Source organism: Lacticaseibacillus sp. 866-1 (assembly GCF_016861825.1).
Classification (GTDB): domain Bacteria; phylum Bacillota; class Bacilli; order Lactobacillales; family Lactobacillaceae; genus Lacticaseibacillus.
Genome location: NZ_BOLU01000001.1, coordinates 38,830 through 55,301, shown reverse-complemented (window position 1 = coordinate 55,301; position 16,472 = coordinate 38,830). Strand labels below are relative to the sequence as shown.

General features: G+C 55.8%; 20 protein-coding genes. All 20 read left to right on the top strand.

The window, feature by feature from the left end; all coding sequences use genetic code 11:
• Positions 1 to 19 precede the first annotated feature (19 nt).
• The 20 genes from JUE30_RS00300 to JUE30_RS00205 all read left to right on the top strand — a co-directional run bounded on the left by JUE30_RS00300 (position 20) and on the right by JUE30_RS00205 (position 16,434).
• Entirely contained in the window at positions 20 to 1,039 is a 1,020-nt protein-coding gene (locus JUE30_RS00300) for an L-threonylcarbamoyladenylate synthase (RefSeq protein WP_203623128.1), read from the top strand.
• 171 nt (positions 1,040 to 1,210) lie between these two features.
• Entirely contained in the window at positions 1,211 to 2,443 is a 1,233-nt protein-coding gene (gene glyA / locus JUE30_RS00295; RefSeq protein WP_125756727.1) for a serine hydroxymethyltransferase, read from the top strand.
• Between the two features lie 117 nt (positions 2,444 to 2,560).
• A complete protein-coding gene (upp, locus tag JUE30_RS00290; RefSeq protein WP_125756729.1) occupies positions 2,561 to 3,190 on the top strand; it encodes a uracil phosphoribosyltransferase in 630 nt (209 codons plus the stop codon).
• 351 nt (positions 3,191 to 3,541) lie between these two features.
• Complete coding sequence (atpB, locus tag JUE30_RS00285; protein WP_125756731.1) at positions 3,542 to 4,264, top strand: F0F1 ATP synthase subunit A; 723 nt, start codon at positions 3,542 to 3,544, stop codon at positions 4,262 to 4,264.
• A 14-nt stretch (positions 4,265 to 4,278) separates the two neighbouring features.
• Positions 4,279 to 4,491, top strand: a complete 213-nt coding sequence (atpE, locus tag JUE30_RS00280) for a F0F1 ATP synthase subunit C (protein WP_125585618.1) — start codon at positions 4,279 to 4,281, stop codon at positions 4,489 to 4,491.
• A gap of 33 nt (positions 4,492 to 4,524) precedes the next feature.
• Complete coding sequence (gene atpF / locus JUE30_RS00275) at positions 4,525 to 5,016, top strand: F0F1 ATP synthase subunit B (protein ID WP_125756733.1); 492 nt, start codon at positions 4,525 to 4,527, stop codon at positions 5,014 to 5,016.
• Positions 5,003 to 5,548: an ATP synthase F1 subunit delta gene (gene atpH, locus JUE30_RS00270; protein WP_125756735.1), complete on the top strand. Its 546-nt coding sequence runs from the start codon at positions 5,003 to 5,005 to the stop codon at positions 5,546 to 5,548. The genes atpF and atpH overlap by 14 nt, the downstream gene beginning before the upstream one ends.
• Before the next feature lie 18 nt (positions 5,549 to 5,566).
• A complete protein-coding gene (atpA, locus tag JUE30_RS00265; RefSeq protein WP_203623127.1) occupies positions 5,567 to 7,081 on the top strand; it encodes a F0F1 ATP synthase subunit alpha in 1,515 nt (504 codons plus the stop codon).
• Between the two features lie 11 nt (positions 7,082 to 7,092).
• Positions 7,093 to 8,022: a F0F1 ATP synthase subunit gamma gene (locus JUE30_RS00260; protein ID WP_125756739.1), complete on the top strand. Its 930-nt coding sequence runs from the start codon at positions 7,093 to 7,095 to the stop codon at positions 8,020 to 8,022.
• 24 nt (positions 8,023 to 8,046) lie between these two features.
• Positions 8,047 to 9,513 carry a F0F1 ATP synthase subunit beta gene (gene atpD, locus JUE30_RS00255; protein ID WP_125756741.1) on the top strand — a complete coding sequence of 489 codons (1,467 nt, stop codon included), beginning with the start codon at positions 8,047 to 8,049 and terminating at the stop codon, positions 9,511 to 9,513.
• Positions 9,514 to 9,525: 12 nt separating this feature from the next.
• Entirely contained in the window at positions 9,526 to 9,966 is a 441-nt protein-coding gene (locus tag JUE30_RS00250; RefSeq protein WP_374706438.1) for a F0F1 ATP synthase subunit epsilon, read from the top strand.
• Positions 9,967 to 10,112: 146 nt separating this feature from the next.
• Positions 10,113 to 10,343, top strand: a complete 231-nt coding sequence (locus JUE30_RS00245; protein WP_054662028.1) for a DUF1146 family protein — start codon at positions 10,113 to 10,115, stop codon at positions 10,341 to 10,343.
• 60 nt (positions 10,344 to 10,403) lie between these two features.
• Positions 10,404 to 11,393, top strand: coding sequence for a rod shape-determining protein (locus JUE30_RS00240; protein WP_125756745.1), 990 nt, complete (start codon positions 10,404 to 10,406; stop codon positions 11,391 to 11,393).
• 13 nt (positions 11,394 to 11,406) lie between these two features.
• Positions 11,407 to 11,577: a DNA-directed RNA polymerase subunit beta gene (locus tag JUE30_RS00235; RefSeq protein ID WP_125756747.1), complete on the top strand. Its 171-nt coding sequence runs from the start codon at positions 11,407 to 11,409 to the stop codon at positions 11,575 to 11,577.
• Positions 11,578 to 11,601: 24 nt separating this feature from the next.
• Positions 11,602 to 11,871 (top strand): membrane protein insertion efficiency factor YidD, encoded by a 270-nt coding sequence (yidD, locus tag JUE30_RS00230; RefSeq protein ID WP_374706439.1) that lies wholly within the window; start codon positions 11,602 to 11,604, stop codon positions 11,869 to 11,871.
• Between the two features lie 9 nt (positions 11,872 to 11,880).
• Positions 11,881 to 12,108, top strand: coding sequence for a DUF2969 family protein (locus JUE30_RS00225; RefSeq protein ID WP_125756751.1), 228 nt, complete (start codon positions 11,881 to 11,883; stop codon positions 12,106 to 12,108).
• Positions 12,109 to 12,162: 54 nt separating this feature from the next.
• Positions 12,163 to 13,377 (top strand): FtsW/RodA/SpoVE family cell cycle protein, encoded by a 1,215-nt coding sequence (locus tag JUE30_RS00220; protein WP_203623125.1) that lies wholly within the window; start codon positions 12,163 to 12,165, stop codon positions 13,375 to 13,377.
• Positions 13,378 to 13,776: 399 nt separating this feature from the next.
• Positions 13,777 to 14,613 carry a MetQ/NlpA family ABC transporter substrate-binding protein gene (locus JUE30_RS00215; RefSeq protein WP_203623124.1) on the top strand — a complete coding sequence of 279 codons (837 nt, stop codon included), beginning with the start codon at positions 13,777 to 13,779 and terminating at the stop codon, positions 14,611 to 14,613.
• 26 nt (positions 14,614 to 14,639) lie between these two features.
• Positions 14,640 to 15,761 carry a methionine ABC transporter ATP-binding protein gene (locus JUE30_RS00210; RefSeq protein WP_125756757.1) on the top strand — a complete coding sequence of 374 codons (1,122 nt, stop codon included), beginning with the start codon at positions 14,640 to 14,642 and terminating at the stop codon, positions 15,759 to 15,761.
• A complete protein-coding gene (locus JUE30_RS00205; protein WP_203623123.1) occupies positions 15,748 to 16,434 on the top strand; it encodes a methionine ABC transporter permease in 687 nt (228 codons plus the stop codon). Before JUE30_RS00210 ends, JUE30_RS00205 begins: the two co-directional genes overlap by 14 nt.
• Positions 16,435 to 16,472: the final 38 nt, after the last annotated feature.

Below are 16,472 nucleotides of genomic sequence, written 5' to 3'. Positions count from 1 at the left end.
GGTTTAAAGGAGCACAACGATGGAAACCAAAGTATTTGAAAAAGATGAAGTGGCGCAGGCGGCAGCGTTAATTAAGGCCGGCGAAGTAGTCGCGTTTCCCACCGAAACGGTGTACGGGCTTGGCGCTGATGCGACCGATCCCAAGGCGGCGGAGAAAGTCTTTCAGGCCAAGCACCGCCCGGCGGACAACCCCTTGATTGTCACGGTAGCCGGGCCTGAAATGGTGGCGCAGTTTGCGACCATCACGCCAGCGGCCAAAAAGTTGATGGATGAGTTTTGGCCAGGGCCGCTGACCATCATCTTAAATATTTTGCCAGGCAAGTTGTCGATGGTCGTCACCGGCGGTTTGCAGACGGCCGCGTTTCGCATGCCAGCCAACCCGTTGACGCGCCAGATGATCACGCTTGCCGGCCGGCCAATCGTTGGCCCGTCAGCGAACATCTCTGGTAAGCCCAGTGGGACCCGCCCTGAACATGTCCTGCACGATTTTGACGGCGCAATCGCCGGGATCCTAGACGATGGGCCGACCACCGTGGGCGTTGAGTCGACCGTGATTGACATGACCGTGACCCCGCCGGCAATCCTGCGTCCGGGGAAAATCACTCCGGAGCTGCTGGCGCCGGTAATCGGTGAGGTGCAGTCCGACCACCACAAGGTCGGCGCCCAAGAGACCCCAAAGGCGCCAGGGATGAAGTACAAGCATTACGCACCGAGCGCCCAGGTCGTGATTGTGGACCATCCTGCCGATTTTCCCGCAGCGCTCAAGTGGGCACAGCGTCAAGGACAGCCGTTTGGCGTTCTGGCCACCGACGACCTGCTGACGGATGTCCCTTCTGCCGTGCCGACGTACAGTTTGGGGCGGGATGTCACCTCGGCGACGCACAACCTGTTTGCCGGTTTGCGGTGGTTTGACCTGCACCCGACGGTCACGGTCATCCTGGCCGAGGCGTTTGGTCAGGAGGGCCTGGGTACGGCGTACATGAACCGCTTGAACAAGTCGGCGGGCAACGACCATTTTGATCCGGATCAGCCAGCCTGAGTCTTCAGCCGCTACGTGCGGCTTTTTTGTTCGGAAATTTTGAGTGAAGGGACCATGAAAATTTCAAAAAAATCGGATTAAGGGTTGAGTCCCGAATGTTTACGCCGCTTCTAGGGGTTGGTATACTGGTCTTGACCAATCGCCGCAGTCGCCATAAGGAGGAGCCGCCACATGGATTTCAAACAGTATGACCCAGCCGTTTTCGGCGCGATTGAAAACGAGGAACGCCGCCAGCAGCAAAACATTGAGTTGATCGCCTCGGAAAACATTGTCAGTCCCGCGGTCCGCGCCGCGCAGGGCAGCGTGTTGACCAACAAATATTCCGAAGGGTACCCCAAGCACCGCTACTATGGCGGCAATCAGTACATCGATGAGATCGAGCAGCTGGCCATCGATCGCGCCAAGCAGCTGTTCGGTGCCGAGTATGCCAACGTGCAGCCGCATTCCGGCTCCGGCGCGAACATGGCCGTGTACCGCGCCTTTCTCAAGGATGGCGATAAGGTGCTGGCCATGGATCTGACCGATGGCGGGCACCTGACGCACGGCAGCCCGGTCAGCTTCTCGGGCCAGACCTATCACTTTTATCACTATGGCCTCGATCCGGAAACTGGTCGGCTGAACTATGACAAGATTCTTGAGCAGGCTGAAGCCGTGCAGCCGCGCCTGATTGTGGCTGGTGCCAGTGCCTACAGCCGGGCAATCGATTTTGCCAAGTTCCGCGATATCGCCGATCACGTTGGGGCCTTTTTGATGGTCGATATGGCACACATCGCGGGCCTGGTGGCCGGTGGGGCGCACATGAATCCGGTGCCTTACGCGGATGTGGTGACCACGACCACGCACAAGACGCTGCGCGGGCCGCGCGGCGGGATGATTCTTGCCAAGGCAGCGTACGGCAAGGCCATCAACTCCGCGGTCTTCCCGGGGATCCAGGGCGGACCGCTCGACCATGTGATTGCCGCCAAGGCGGTCGCTTTAGGCGAAGCCCTGCAGCCCGACTTCAAGAATTACGCCGCCCAAATTGTTAAAAACATGCAGGCGATGTGCAGGGGATTTGCTGAAGATTCCCGCCTGAAAATGATCTCTGGCGGCTCCGACAACCATATGGTGCTGCTGGATGTCACCGGGTACGGGATGACCGGCCGCGAGGTTCAGGATCTGCTGGATACGGTCATGATCACCGCAAATAAGAATCAGGTGCCTGGCGAGCAAAACGGCCCCTTCAAGACGTCCGGCCTGCGGGTTGGTACCGCGGCGATCACCACGCGCGGGTTTAACGAGGAGGATTGCCTTGAAGTGGCGCACCTCATCTCTAAGGCCCTTGCCAATCGGGATGATCAGGAAAAACTTGACCAGATTCGGCAATCTACCCTTGCGCTGACCGGTCGTCATCCTTTATCATAGGAAAGGTTACGGCGAAAGCCGGAAAGCAAGCGGAACCCGCTGTAATCACGACTCCCCGAGTCGTGATTTTTTTAGGCAAAGGCCGCATGCGCCACATCAAAAGGAGGGCCTTTCTGCATGGGCAAATTTACTGTTTTGAATCACCCGTTGATTCAACACAAGCTGACCTTGATCCGCGATAAGAACGCGGGGACCAAGGAGTTCCGAGAGATCGCAAACGAAATCGCTGAATTGATGGTTTACGAGATCACGCGTGACTTACCGCTGAAGGACGTTGAAATTGAAACCCCGATGGGCAAGACCACCCAAAAGGAACTGGCCGGCAAGAAGCTGGTCGTTGTGCCGATCCTGCGCGCTGGACTGGGCATGGTCGACGGCGTTTTGCGTCTGATCCCTGCCGCCAAAGTTGGGCACGTTGGGATGTACCGCGATGAGAAGACCCTGAAGCCGCACGAGTACTTCGTCAAGATGCCAGATGGCATTGACCAGCGTGACATGATCATTGTCGATCCGATGCTGGCCACTGGCGGTTCCGCCAACATGGCGATTGAAGCCTTGAAGAAGCGTGGCGCGCAAAGCATTCGCTTGGTTGTCCTGGTGGCGGCGCCTGAAGGGGTCAAAGCCGTTCAGGAAGCCAACCCAGACGTTGACATCTACGCGGCGGCGCTGGATGATCATCTGAACGAAGACGGCTACATCGTACCGGGGCTCGGTGATGCCGGTGACCGGTTGTTCGGAACAAAATAAGTTTTTCTAAAGGCGGCCAGCATTGCGGGTCGCCTTTTTGATGGGGCGGTTGGAAGAAACCGGCGGCCAGCCTGAAAAGTTTACCAAGTGGCACGAGCGGGCTTGAGCGACAGATTGGAAAATCTGGCAGACTTGAGACATGGCGGCGCTTTCCGTTTGGAAAAAATTATGAAAAACGGGTGTGAAAAGTTGTGAAAAGTGTCGTGTGTGTTTTGTTTTTTGGGGGTAAAGGTGATAGAGTAATCTGTGTGTTTTGAAGGATGAGTATCCGGCAATTCCACATATTAGGCCCGCCTAATCCGCATGCAGTTATACATACGTCTTTTTGCGAGTTGTAAGGAGGTGAATTCTGTGAACGAAAGCTATCCCATAGTGAGTTTCATGGGGCTGCGCTTTAACTTGGCGAATGACCTGGCAATTTTGGTTTCCTGTGTGATCATTTTCTTCCTGGTATTCTGGCTGGCCCGCAAGCCGACAATTCGGCCCAACGGTAGGCAGAACGCCCTGGAGTACCTGATCGATTTCACCAACGGTATCGTCAAGTCGGCGATGCCTGGTAAGGAAGGCAAGCGCTTCGGGTTATTCGCCTTCACCATGTTCTTGTTCGTGTTTGTGAACAACCAGCTCGGCCTGTTCTTTCAGGTCGATGTGGGCGGCAAGACATGGTTCCGGTCGGCGACTGCCGATCCCATCATCACCATGAGTTTGGCGATGGTCGTCTTGGTGCTTTCCCACTTCTTCGGGGTCGTGTTCAACGGCTTCAAGGGGTACATGAAAGAGTATGTTTCGCCGGTGTCATTCTTGCTGCCGATCAACCTGATCGAGAACATCACGAACTTTGTCACCTTGGCACTGCGACTTTATGGGAACATTTATGCCGGTGAAGTGTTACTTCTGTTGATTAGAGAGCTGGCCTTTTCTGGCCACGGCTTACTCGGCGGAGTGTCCTTTATTGGGGGCTTTGCAGTTGAAGTCATTTGGCAAGGGTTCTCAGTCTTCATTGGTACGATTCAAGCGTATATTTTTGTCACCTTGTCCACAGTTTACATTTCGGAAAAGGTTATATCTGATTAATAGGAGGAAATATCATGCAATACATCGCTGCATCTATCGCCGCGGGGCTCGCCGCACTGGCTGCTTCATACGGTAACGGTCAAGTTATCTCCAAGGCTCTGGAAGGGATGGCACGTCAGCCAGAAGCTTCTGGTACCCTTCGTTCCACCATGTTTATCGGTGTCGGCTTAATTGAAGCCGTTCCGATCATGTCGATCGTTGTTGCTTTCATGCTTGTCCTGAAGTAATCAGCACCAATTATAAAGAAGGGAGTGGCTTGAATGGCTACTTTTGGTGATACGCTCTTTCTTCTCGCCGCCTTCGCTGTTTTATTGGTGCTCGTTGGGATTTTTGCCTGGAACCCGGTCACGAAGATCATGGCCGAGCGTCAAGACAAGATCGACTCCGACCTGGATTACGCCGATAACAAACGCCAAGAGGCGCAGAAAATGGCGGACCAGCGCGAAGCCGAGCTGAAGAGCTCAAAGGAAGACGCTGTCAACATCGTCAATACCGCTAAGGAAAATGGCGAAAAACAGCGTGCCACACTCGTTGAACAGGCCCAAAGCGAAGTCGCAACCTTAAAGGCCAACGCGAACAAGGACATCGAGCAGCAACGTGCCGATGCCCTGGCCGCTGCCAAAAACGACGTCGCCGACCTGTCCTTGGCAATCGCTGAAAAGCTGATTGCCAAAGAGCTCGATCCCAGCACACAGCAGAACTTGATCGACCAGTACATCAACGAATTAGGTGACGCCAATGGCAGTCACTGATCGTGATGCGGCGCCGCGCTACGGCAAAGCCCTGTTCGAAGCCGCTCAGGACCAACAGGCTCTGAGTGCCGTTTCCGCGCAGCTGGCACAAGTCAACGCTGTGATCGAAGCAACGCCTGAGTTAATGCCGGCTTTGGCCAGCAATAACCTCACGCAAACGGATAAGACCACGTTGATGGGGCTGCTCACGCAAGACGCGGGCGACCTCGTCAAGCACTTGGTCCAAATCCTGATGGCAAACGGCCGTATTTTAGGTCTGCCGGCAGTGATTCAGGACTTCTCGGACCGTTTCGATGAGGCGACCGGGCATGTGGACGCGACAGTGACCACTGCCGTGCCGCTGACTGAGGCGCAAGCTCAGGCAATGAATCAAGCACTTGCAAAGCAACTGAAAGCCAAAACCGTGGGCATCACGACTGTCGTGGATCCCTCGGTGATCGGCGGCGTCAAGGTCCAGTCGAGCGATTTAGTGATCGACGGGACCGTGAAAACCCGGCTTTCGAAATTGCGGCAGCAACTGCTCACCAATTAGCGAATAGAGGTGAACCGGATGAGCACCAAGACAGAGGAAATTAGTTCTCTGATCAAGCAGCAACTTGAAAATTATAAAGATGATCTGAACGTGGATGAAGTTGGGACCGTTACCTACGTGGGTGATGGGATCGCACGTGCCACGGGGTTGAAGAACGCCATGGCCAGTGAATTGCTTCAGTTCAGCAACGGCTCATACGGGATGGCGCAAAACCTTGAAAATAATGATGTTGGTATCATTATTTTGGGGGATTTTGATGGTATTCGTGAAGGCGACACGGTCAAGCGGACCGGTCGCATCATGGAAGTCCCAGTCGGTGAGAACATGATCGGCCGCGTGGTCAATGCCTTAGGGCAGCCCGTCGACGGCAACGGTCCGATTCAAACCGAACACACCCGTCCCATTGAAGTGAAGGCTCCTGGCGTCATGCAGCGTCAGTCGGTTACGCAGCCCCTGCAGACTGGGCTCAAGGCGGTTGACGCCTTGGTCCCGATCGGCCGCGGCCAGCGTGAATTGATCATTGGCGATCGCAAGACTGGGAAAACCTCAATTGCGATCGACACGATCATCAATCAGAAGGATCAGGACATGATCTGTGTCTACGTCGCCATCGGCCAAAAAGAGTCGACGGTGCGTGCGCAGGTCGAGACCTTGAAGCAGTACGGGGCGATGGATTACACCATCGTTCTGACCGCGGGCCCGTCTGAGCCTGCCCCAATGCTTTACATTGCACCGTATGCCGGCGCGGCCATGGGCGAGGAGTTCATGTACAACGGCAAGCACGTGCTCATTGTGTACGATGACCTGTCAAAACAGGCCAACGCCTACCGTGAACTGTCCTTGCTGCTGCGGCGTGCACCAGGTCGTGAAGCCTACCCTGGGGATATTTTCTACACCCACTCACGCCTGCTTGAACGCGCGGCCAAGCTTTCCGATAAGTTGGGCGGCGGGTCGATGACGGCTTTGCCGATCATTGAAACGCAGGCCGGCGACATTTCGGCTTACATCCCGACCAACGTGATTTCGATCACCGATGGTCAGATCTTCCTGCAAAGCGATCTGTTCTACTCAGGTACTCGCCCGGCGGTTGACGCTGGGGCGTCGGTGTCCCGAGTCGGCGGCGATGCGCAGATCAAGGCGATGAAGAAGGTTGCCGGGACCTTGCGTTTGGACCTTGCGTCCTTCCGTGAGCTGGAAGCCTTCACCCAGTTCGGTTCTGACTTGGATGCGGCCACGCAGGCCAAGTTGAATCGCCGCCGGCGGACCGTTGAAGTCCTGAAGCAGCCGGTGCACAAGCCGCTGCCAGTCCAGTATCAGGTGCTGATCTTGTACGCCCTGACGCATGGTTACCTTGATGCCATTGCGATCGACGATATCTCGCAGTTCCAGCAGGAGCTGTTTGATTATGCCGATTCCAACGGCGCGGATCTGCTGAAGACCATCAAAGACACTGGCAATCTGCCAGATACTGACAAACTTGATGCACTCATCAAAGGCTTTGCTGATGGGTTCACCAGCAGCACCAAGAAATAAGGAGGTGCGGCATGGCTGAATCATTGATGGACATCAAGCGTCAGATCACCTCGACGAAAAAGACGGGTCAGATCACGCACGCCATGCAAATGGTGTCCGGCGCCAAGCTGACTCAGATCGAGCGGCGGGCGGGGGCGTATCAGATTTACGCTGATCGCGTCCGGCAGATCGTCACTCACCTGGCGGCTGCCCAACTCTTGGAGCTGGAACGGCAGCAGATGGCGGAGATCACCTCCGGCACTGTCGATAAGAAACAGCTTCAGGTCGCCTCACTGCTGCAGCAGCGGCCGGTCAAGAAAACCGGCTACCTGGTCATCACCAGTGACCGGGGTCTGGTCGGCGGCTATAACAGCAACGTCCTCAAGGCCATGATGCAGATGATCCAGCAGGACCACCAGGACGATTCGGATTACGTCATCATGGCGGTGGGCGGCGTTGGGGCCGACTTCTTCAAGAAGCGCGGCATCAACCTAGCCTACGAGTACCGGGGCGTGTCCGATATTCCCACCTTTAACGAGGTGCGGGAAATCGTCAAGACTGCCGTGACCATGTTCGACAACAAAGTGTTTGATGAGCTGTACGTGTGCTACAACCACCACGTCAACTCACTGACCTCTGCATTCCGGGCCGAAAAAATGCTGCCGATCTCTGATCTTGACGCAAGTGAAGTCGAAGATCACCCGATCGAGTACCTGACCGAGCCGGATCCAGACGCCGTGCTCGAGGCGATCCTGCCTCAGTACGCGGAAAGTCTGATCTTCGGCGCGATTATGGACGCGAAGACCGCGGAACACGCCGCTTCCACAACGGCAATGAAGAGTGCGACCGATAATGCCAATGATTTGATCGATAAGATGTCGACGACCTATAACCGGGCTCGGCAGGCCGCGATCACGACGGAAATTACCGAAATTGTTGGCGGGGCCAACGCACTTGAGTAGTAATCAACAGGGAGGACGATTTCATTGAGTAATTCTACTGGTAAAATCGTGCAAGTGATTGGCCCTGTTGTCGATGTCGAGTTTCCACTCGACAAGGATCTGCCTGAAATTAACAACGCGCTGACCGTCGATAAAGGGGATGGCAACCGAGCACTGGTGCTCGAAGTGACCCTGGAACTCGGCGACGGCGTGCTGCGCACCATCGCGATGGACTCCACTGACGGGCTCACGCGGGGCATGGAAGCCAAAGATACCGGCGGTTCCATCTCCGTTCCCGTTGGGAAAGATACATTGGGACGTGTGTTCAACGTTTTAGGTGATCCGATCGACGACGGTCCAGCTTTTGGACCCGATCACCGGCGCGACAGCATCCACAAAGATGCGCCTAAGTTCGAAGACCTGAGCACCAGCTCAGAGATCCTCGAAACCGGGATCAAAGTTATCGACCTGCTTGAACCCTACCTGCGTGGGGGGAAAGTCGGGTTGTTCGGGGGTGCCGGGGTCGGCAAAACCGTTTTGATCCAGGAACTGATTCACAACATCGCCGAAGAACACGGCGGCATTTCAGTCTTCACCGGGGTCGGCGAACGGACCCGTGAAGGGAACGACCTGTACTTCGAAATGAAGGAATCAGGTGTTCTGAAGAATACCGCCATGGTGTTTGGTCAGATGAACGAGCCGCCTGGTGCCCGGATGCGCGTGGCGCTGACTGGGTTGACCATTGCGGAGTACTTCCGCGACGTTGAAGGCCAAGATGTGTTGCTGTTTATCGACAACATCTTCCGCTTCACGCAGGCCGGCTCTGAAGTGTCCGCGCTGCTTGGCCGGATTCCTTCAGCCGTTGGCTATCAGCCAACGCTGGCGACTGAAATGGGCCAGCTTCAAGAGCGGATCACGTCCACCAAGAAGGGCTCAGTCACCTCGATCCAGGCCGTTTACGTGCCTGCCGATGACTACACCGACCCGGCGCCGGCGACGACCTTTGCTCACTTGGATGCCACCACCAACCTGGAACGCAGCCTGACTGAGCAGGGCATTTACCCCGCTGTTGACCCGCTGGAATCTTCTTCCAGCGCGTTGACCCCGGAGATTGTCGGCGAAGAGCACTATGAAGTGGCGACCCACGTGCAGCAGATCCTGCAACGTTACCGCGAACTCCAGGATATCATCTCAATTCTTGGGATGGATGAACTGTCCGACGACGAAAAGGTGACAGTTGCACGGGCTCGCCGCATTCAATTCTTCTTGTCCCAGAACTTCAGCGTGGCGGAACGGTTTACCGGGATGCCAGGAGCCTATGTCCCAGTTGAAGAGACGGTCAAGGGCTTCAAGATGATTTTGGACGGCAAGATGGATCAGTATCCAGAAGATGCGTTCCGTTCCGTCGGCAAAATCGAAGAAGTCGTTGAGAAGGCGAAGAAGATGGGGTTTGCACCGGCAGATGACGCTTCTTCTGAAGACGCTGCACCGGCCCAAGCCGCTGCAAACTAACAGAAGGGAGCGATCACCGTGGCAGACAAAGTTCTGACGGTCAACATCGTGACCCCAGACGGGCTGGTCTATGATCACCATGCCACGCTGGTCGTGGTCAAAACCACGACCGGTGACATGGGCATCATGGCCAACCACGAACCCGTGGTCGCGCCTTTGATGATTGGGGAAGTACGCGTTCGCCGCGTTGATAATCCCGGTCACGAAGACATGATCGCCGTTAACGGCGGGTTCATGGAGATGTCGGACAACACCTGTTCGATTGTCGCCGATTCCGCCGAACGTGCGCGCGACATCGACCTGACCCGGGCCGAAGCCGCACGCAAGCGCGCCGAGCGCCGCATCGAGGAAGCCAAGGCCAAACGTGACCAAGACGAACTCCAGCGGGCGCAAGTCGCCTTGCAGCGCGCAATTAACCGGATCAACGTTCGCCAAGGACGCTTCGGCAAGTAGGGCATTCAAGCACCGTTTCGACGGTGCTTTTTTGATGCGTCCGCCTCACCCATTGGCAGCAGTGCGTAAAACTGTTAATTTGCAGTTAAGGACCTCGCCGCCTTGTGCAAAAGCCGGTATAATTTAAAGGGCATAAGGAGGCTGCTATGACAGATTTAGGAATCACTGGCGCCGTGACGCTGGTGTCGCACTTTGTGTTCATCATGATCACCTTCAGGCTGCTCTTTGCCTTACGCTTCGACAAGCTGCTGAAGGCTAACCACGTGCGGGACAGTCAGCTGCTGATGGTGTTTTTAGCCATCGCGATCGGCTACAACGTCAGTGAGTTCTTCCTGTCGCTGCTCACCGCTGCGCACAGCCTCACTTACTTGCTGTGAGCGGTGGGCCTGGCCCTGTGGTATAATCAATCGTTAGTAATCAATTGAGGAGAGAAATTCATGGCTAAAGATATTGGGATCGACCTGGGGACGGCCAACGTCCTGATCAACGTGAAAGGGAAGGGCATCGTGCTGAACGAGCCTTCCGTCGTGGCGATCGATACGTCCACCGGCAAAGTCCTCGCCGTCGGCACCGAGGCTTACAAAATGGTTGGGCGCACGCCTGGCAACATTAAGTCGATCCGGCCGCTGAAAGACGGCGTGATCGCCGACTTTGACATCACCGAAGCAATGCTGGAGTACTTCATTAATAAGCTCAACGTTAAGGGCTTCATGTCCAAGCCCAACATCCTGATCTGCGCACCGACCAATATCACCTCGATCGAGCAAAAGGCGATCATTGAGGCCGCAGAAAAATCGGGCGGCGGTAAGGTTTACCTGGAGTTTGAGCCCAAGGTGGCCGCTGTTGGCGCGGGCCTGGACATTTTCCAGCCGCAGGGCAACATGGTCATCGACATTGGCGGCGGCACTTCGGATGTGGCGGTGCTTTCGATGGGTGAAGTGGTCACCAGCCGCTCGTTGCGCCTGGCCGGTGACAAGATGGATGCGTCAATCGTGTCCTACGTGAAGAACAAGCACAAGCTGTTGATCGGTGAGCACACGGCTGAGCAGCTGAAAATTCAAATCGGGGCGGTGTACGAAGCCGACCCGAAGCAGACCATGGAGGTGCGCGGCCGCGACATTGCGACTGGCCTGCCACGCGAAGTCGAAGTCACGGCCGTCGAGGTCGAAGAAGCCTTGCACGACACGATGATGCAAATCGTGGCCGCGGCCAAGGAAGTCTTGGAGAAGACGCCGCCTGAGCTGTCTGCCGACATTATTGACCGTGGTGTGATGCTGACCGGTGGTGGTGCACTGCTCAAGGGCATCAGCCAACTGTTTGCCCACGAGCTGCGGGTGCCGGTGCTGCTGGCGGAAGAGCCGCTGGATGCCGTAGCCCTTGGGACCGGCGTGCTGTTGGATAATATCGCCCACCACAAGCAGTACTGATTGGGAGGACGTCATGTCTTCAGAATATGCCATGCGCGTGGTGCGCAAGCTGCTGATCGGCTTATTGTTAGTGATCGCAGCGCTGATCCTAGGCGCCATGGTCGGGTACGCAATCGACGGCGGCAATCCATTCAAGGTGTTTGTGCCGTCAACATGGACGCACATCCTGGATTTTTTGAAATAAGGTGAATTCTTGCGCAAAGTTGCGATGTGGCTAGTCAAAGGGTACCAGCGCTTTATCTCACCGCTGCTGCCGCCCAGCTGTCGGTATTATCCGACCTGCTCGACGTACATGATTCAGGCCTTGGCCAAGCACGGCTTCTTCAAGGGGCTGGTCATGGGTCTGGCGCGGATCTTGCGGTGCAATCCCTTTGTTAAAGGGGGCCTGGATCCGGTGCCGGATTTTTTCACCGTGCGGCGTAATCCGGATCCGCAAAAGAACATGGCCGAAAGCGCGCAGTTTGACTTCCACCGATAAGGAGAACATATGCCAAAAGAACAGAAAATTACTGTCAATCAGGAGGACGTGACCCGCAACGGGCACACGGTTTCGGTCCTGACACTGGGCAAAAACGAGATCGGCTACGTCGAATCAGAGGAGGACGGCAAGCACTTTAATGCCTATCTGGCCGGCGATGCCAAGCCGCACCGGCAGAAAACCATGGATGCGGCGGTCGCGTTTCTCTTGTCCGAATATCATTTGCACCAAGGTTAGGCCGCGCGCCACTTCGCATCTGGAAGTGGCGTTTTGACCAGTTAGGAGAGTTCTATGGCAAAAGACGTTTCGACGCGGCGCCGCAGTGAGGACCGCATCGACTACGGCATTATTTTGTCCGTCATGCTGCTGGCGTTGATCGGGATGGCGGCAATTTACATGGCGGTTTCCCACGATACCAACCCCAACGCCGGCAGCACCACCCGGGCACTCTTCATGCAGGGGCTGTGGTATGTGATCGGCGGTATTGGCATTTTCTTCGTCATGCAATTTGACGCGGAGCAGCTATGGCGAGTGGCCCCAATTTTGTACGGCCTGGGCATCTTTTTATTGGTGGTTGTGCTGGTCGCGTATGATCGCGCCGTTTTTGTCAACACTGGCGCGAAAAGCTGGCTTGGGTTTGGCTCGTTCACGTTTCAGCCGTCTGAGGTGATGAAGCCGGCCTACATTCTGATGTTGGGCCGCGTGGTGACCAACCACAACGTCAGGTTTGCTCACAGCACCACCAATGACTGGCGGCTGATCGGGGAGATGTTCCTGTGGACTTTGCCCATCATCATCTTGCTTGAACTGCAAAACGACTTCGGGACGATGCTGGTGTTCCTGGCAATTTTTGCCGGAGTGGTGCTGGTCTCCGGCATCACGTGGAAGATCATTGTGCCGATTGGCGCGGCGGCCGCGGCGCTAGGCAGTGCGGCTATTTTGCTGGTCACGCAGACCTGGGGGCGCGATCTGCTGGGCAAGCTCGGCTTTGCCGCTTATCAGTTCAAGCGGATCGACTCGTGGCTGAACCCGAGCGGCGCCGCAACCACCGATTCCTACCAGCTGTGGCAGTCGATGAAAGCCATTGGCTCCGGTGAAATGACGGGCCGCGGGTTCAACAACCTGCACGTCACGGTGCCGGTGCGCGAATCCGACATGGCGTTTTCCACCATCGGTGAGGCGTTTGGCTTCATCGGCTGTGCGCTGGTGATCCTGCTGTACTTCCTGCTGATCTGGCAGATGCTGCGGGTGGTATTCGACACGCAAAATGAGTTCTACGCCTACATCGCCACCGGGGTCATCATGATGATCGTGTTTCATATCTTTGAAAACATCGGCATGAACGTCGGCCTGCTGCCGATTACCGGGATCCCGCTGCCCTTTATTTCTCAAGGGGGGTCATTCCTGCTTGCCGACATGTTGTCGGTGGGGATGCTGCTGTCCATGCGGTATCACCACCAGTCTTACATGTTCAGTCAGGAAGGCGAGGAGTTCAATCGGCAGTAGCCAATACGCTGGGGAGACTCAGACGTGTTTTGCGGTCTGGTCTCATCTTTTTTTAACTATTGGACTTGACAGGGTCTGACAGACTCGGTAAACTCGAGATAATTTAATTGAGCAAACGAACGATGTGAGAGAGAGACCGTCGCGGACTGCACAGAAAACCCGGGTAGATGAGAGCGGGGTAGCAGCGATGATCGAGAATGGCTCACGGATCGGTGACGCTGAGCTTCGGCAAGGGGTCAATGGCTGGCATCCATTATCTTGCACGCGGGTGATTGCCCGTTAGTGAGGCCGACGCTTTTTGGCGTTGGTGAATTAGAATGGTACCGCGGGATAACCGCTTCTAACTTTGGTTAGAAGCGGTTTTTGTTTGTTCAAGGACAAAAATTGGAGGGAATAGTTATGAAGTGGTTTAAGCAATTGGCATTGACGGCCGCATTGGCCCTGCCTGTATTGGCTTTGGCGGCGTGTGGAAACAGCAGTAGCAACGCTAGCACGGGTTCGGCCAGCAAGCCGGTCAAGGTTGGCATCATGAGCACCGATGTCGACATCTGGAAGGACATTCAAAAGCGGCTGAAGAAACAGGACGTCAACATCAAGCTGGTGCAGTTCACCGACTACAACACGCCGAACAAGGCGCTTGAAGACGGCGACATTCAGCTCAATTCCTTCCAGCACTATGAATTTTTGGGGACCTGGAACGAGAAGCACAACAACCACATTGTTTCGGTCGGTGACACCTACATTGGCCCGATGCGCGCGTACTCCAACAAGATCAAGTCGCTGAAGGACTTAAAGAAGGGCGACAGTGTCTCCTTGCCAAACGATGCGTCCAACGAAGGCCGAGCCCTCGACCTGCTCGCGGCTAACGGCATTATCAAGGTCAAGAACGTGGCCACGCCGACGATTCGCGACATCACCGAAAACAAGCTGGACCTGAAGTTCACGGAACTGGATGCCGCCCAAACGGCCCGTTCGTTGAACGATGTCGACGCGGCGGTCGTCAACAACGACATTGCGGCCGCGGCCAATCTGAAGCCAAAAGACGCGATCGCAGTTGAAAAAATCGGCAAGAAGTCGCATCCTTGGATCAACATCATTGCTGCTAAGTCCAAAGCGGATAAGAGCAACAAGACTTACAAGAAGATCGTGAAGGCTTACCAGAGCAAGGAAACCGAAAAACAGCTTAAAAAGGTTTATAAGGGTGCGGTGCTGCCGGCCTGGACTGGTAAGTATTAGTCTTTAAGAAAGAAAGGCGGTTGGTCATGGCAGAACCGGTGATCACATTAAAGCAGGTCGATGTCAATTTCAGCGAGAAGAACAAAAGTGTCCATGCGGTCGATCACGTCGATCTGACGGTGGAGCGCGGCGACATATACGGGATCGTCGGTTACTCCGGGGCCGGTAAATCGACGCTGGTGCGGACGATTAACCTGCTTCAGCGGCCGACTAGCGGTCAGGTCACAGTGCTGGGCCAGGACATGCTGAGCCTGAATGCTTCAGACCTGCGCAGCGAGCGGCGGCGCATTGGAATGATTTTCCAGCATTTTAACCTGATGAACTCGCTGACCATTGCCGGTAACGTCGCCTTTCCGCTCAAGGGCACGTTGGTGAAGGACAAGGACAAAGACGGCAACGAGATTTTGCGTAAAATCACCAAGCAGGAGATCAGCAAGAAGGTGACTGATTTGCTTGCGCTGGTCGGCCTGAGTGAGCGCGCCACCGCTTATCCCACCGAGTTATCCGGCGGTCAAAAACAGCGGGTTGGCATCGCCCGGGCACTGGCCTCTGATCCGGAGATCCTGATCTCTGATGAAGCGACCTCCGCCTTGGATCCCAAGACCACCAGCTCGATTTTGCAGCTGTTGGCCAGTTTGAACCAGCGGCTGGGGCTGACGATTGTTTTGATCACCCATGAAATGGAAGCCGTCAAGCAGGTCTGCAACAAGGTCGCCGTGATGGACGACGGCCGCATCATCGAACGCGGCGATTTGCTTCACATTTTCGCCGCCCCGCAGCAGCAGCTGACCAAGGACTTCATCGACACGACGATTCAAATCGATGAGGCCATCGAGGCAGTTCGCGATCAACCCGCCGTGCGTAACCTGCAGGCGCCAGATCAACTGGTGCGCCTGACGTACGTTGGGGCCTCAACCGACCAGCCGCTCGTGGCCACGCTGTTCAAGGAGTACAACGTCACCGCCAACATTTTGTTTGGCGACATTCAAATCCTGCAGGGCACGCCGTTCGGCAATCTGCTGGTGGTCCTGTCCGGGACTGAGGATGACTTGAACCGGGCGTTTGACTACCTGAAGCAAAGCGACGTGACCGTGCAGCATTTGTCTGCCACCGCTGAGAAAGGAGCGACACCGCATGAATTTGATTGAAAAATTCTTCCCGAACGTTGTGCCGATCTGGAGCGGTGACGGCGGCGTGACCGAGGCCATCGGTCAGACACTGTACATGACCTGGTGGACGACGCTCATTGCCTTCACGTTGGGCATCATCATCGGCATTATCTTGGTGCTGACAGACGAACACGGGCTGACCGAGAATCACCCGGTGTACTGGATCGTCGACAAGCTGGTCAACATCTTCCGGGCGATTCCGTTCATCATTTTGCTGGCCGTCCTGAATCCGGTGACTCGGGCCATTGTCGGCACCGGCATTGGGCCGCGCGCCGCACTGGTGCCGCTGGTCCTGGGCACGACACCATTTTTTGCCCGGCAGGTGCAAAATGCGCTGCTCACCGTTGACCCTGGGGTCATCGAGGCAGCCGAGGCCATGGGCCTGTCGCCGCTTCAAATTGTCTTTCGCGTCTATCTGCGTGAAGGCCTGGGTGAGCTGGTGCGCGTCGGCGTTTTGACCATTATCTCAATCATCGGTCTGACGGCGATGGCCGGTGCGGTCGGCGGCGGCGGCCTGGGGAATTTGGCCATCGCCGTGGGCTACCAGCGCTTCGAAAACGATGTGATCTGGGTCGCGATGATTTTCATCCTGATTCTGGTCTTCATCGTTCAGTTCGTCGGCGACTGGCTGGCGCGGCGCCTTCAACATTAATCACCAGTGGTTCATCTAAACCGGTGCCTCATCTCTTG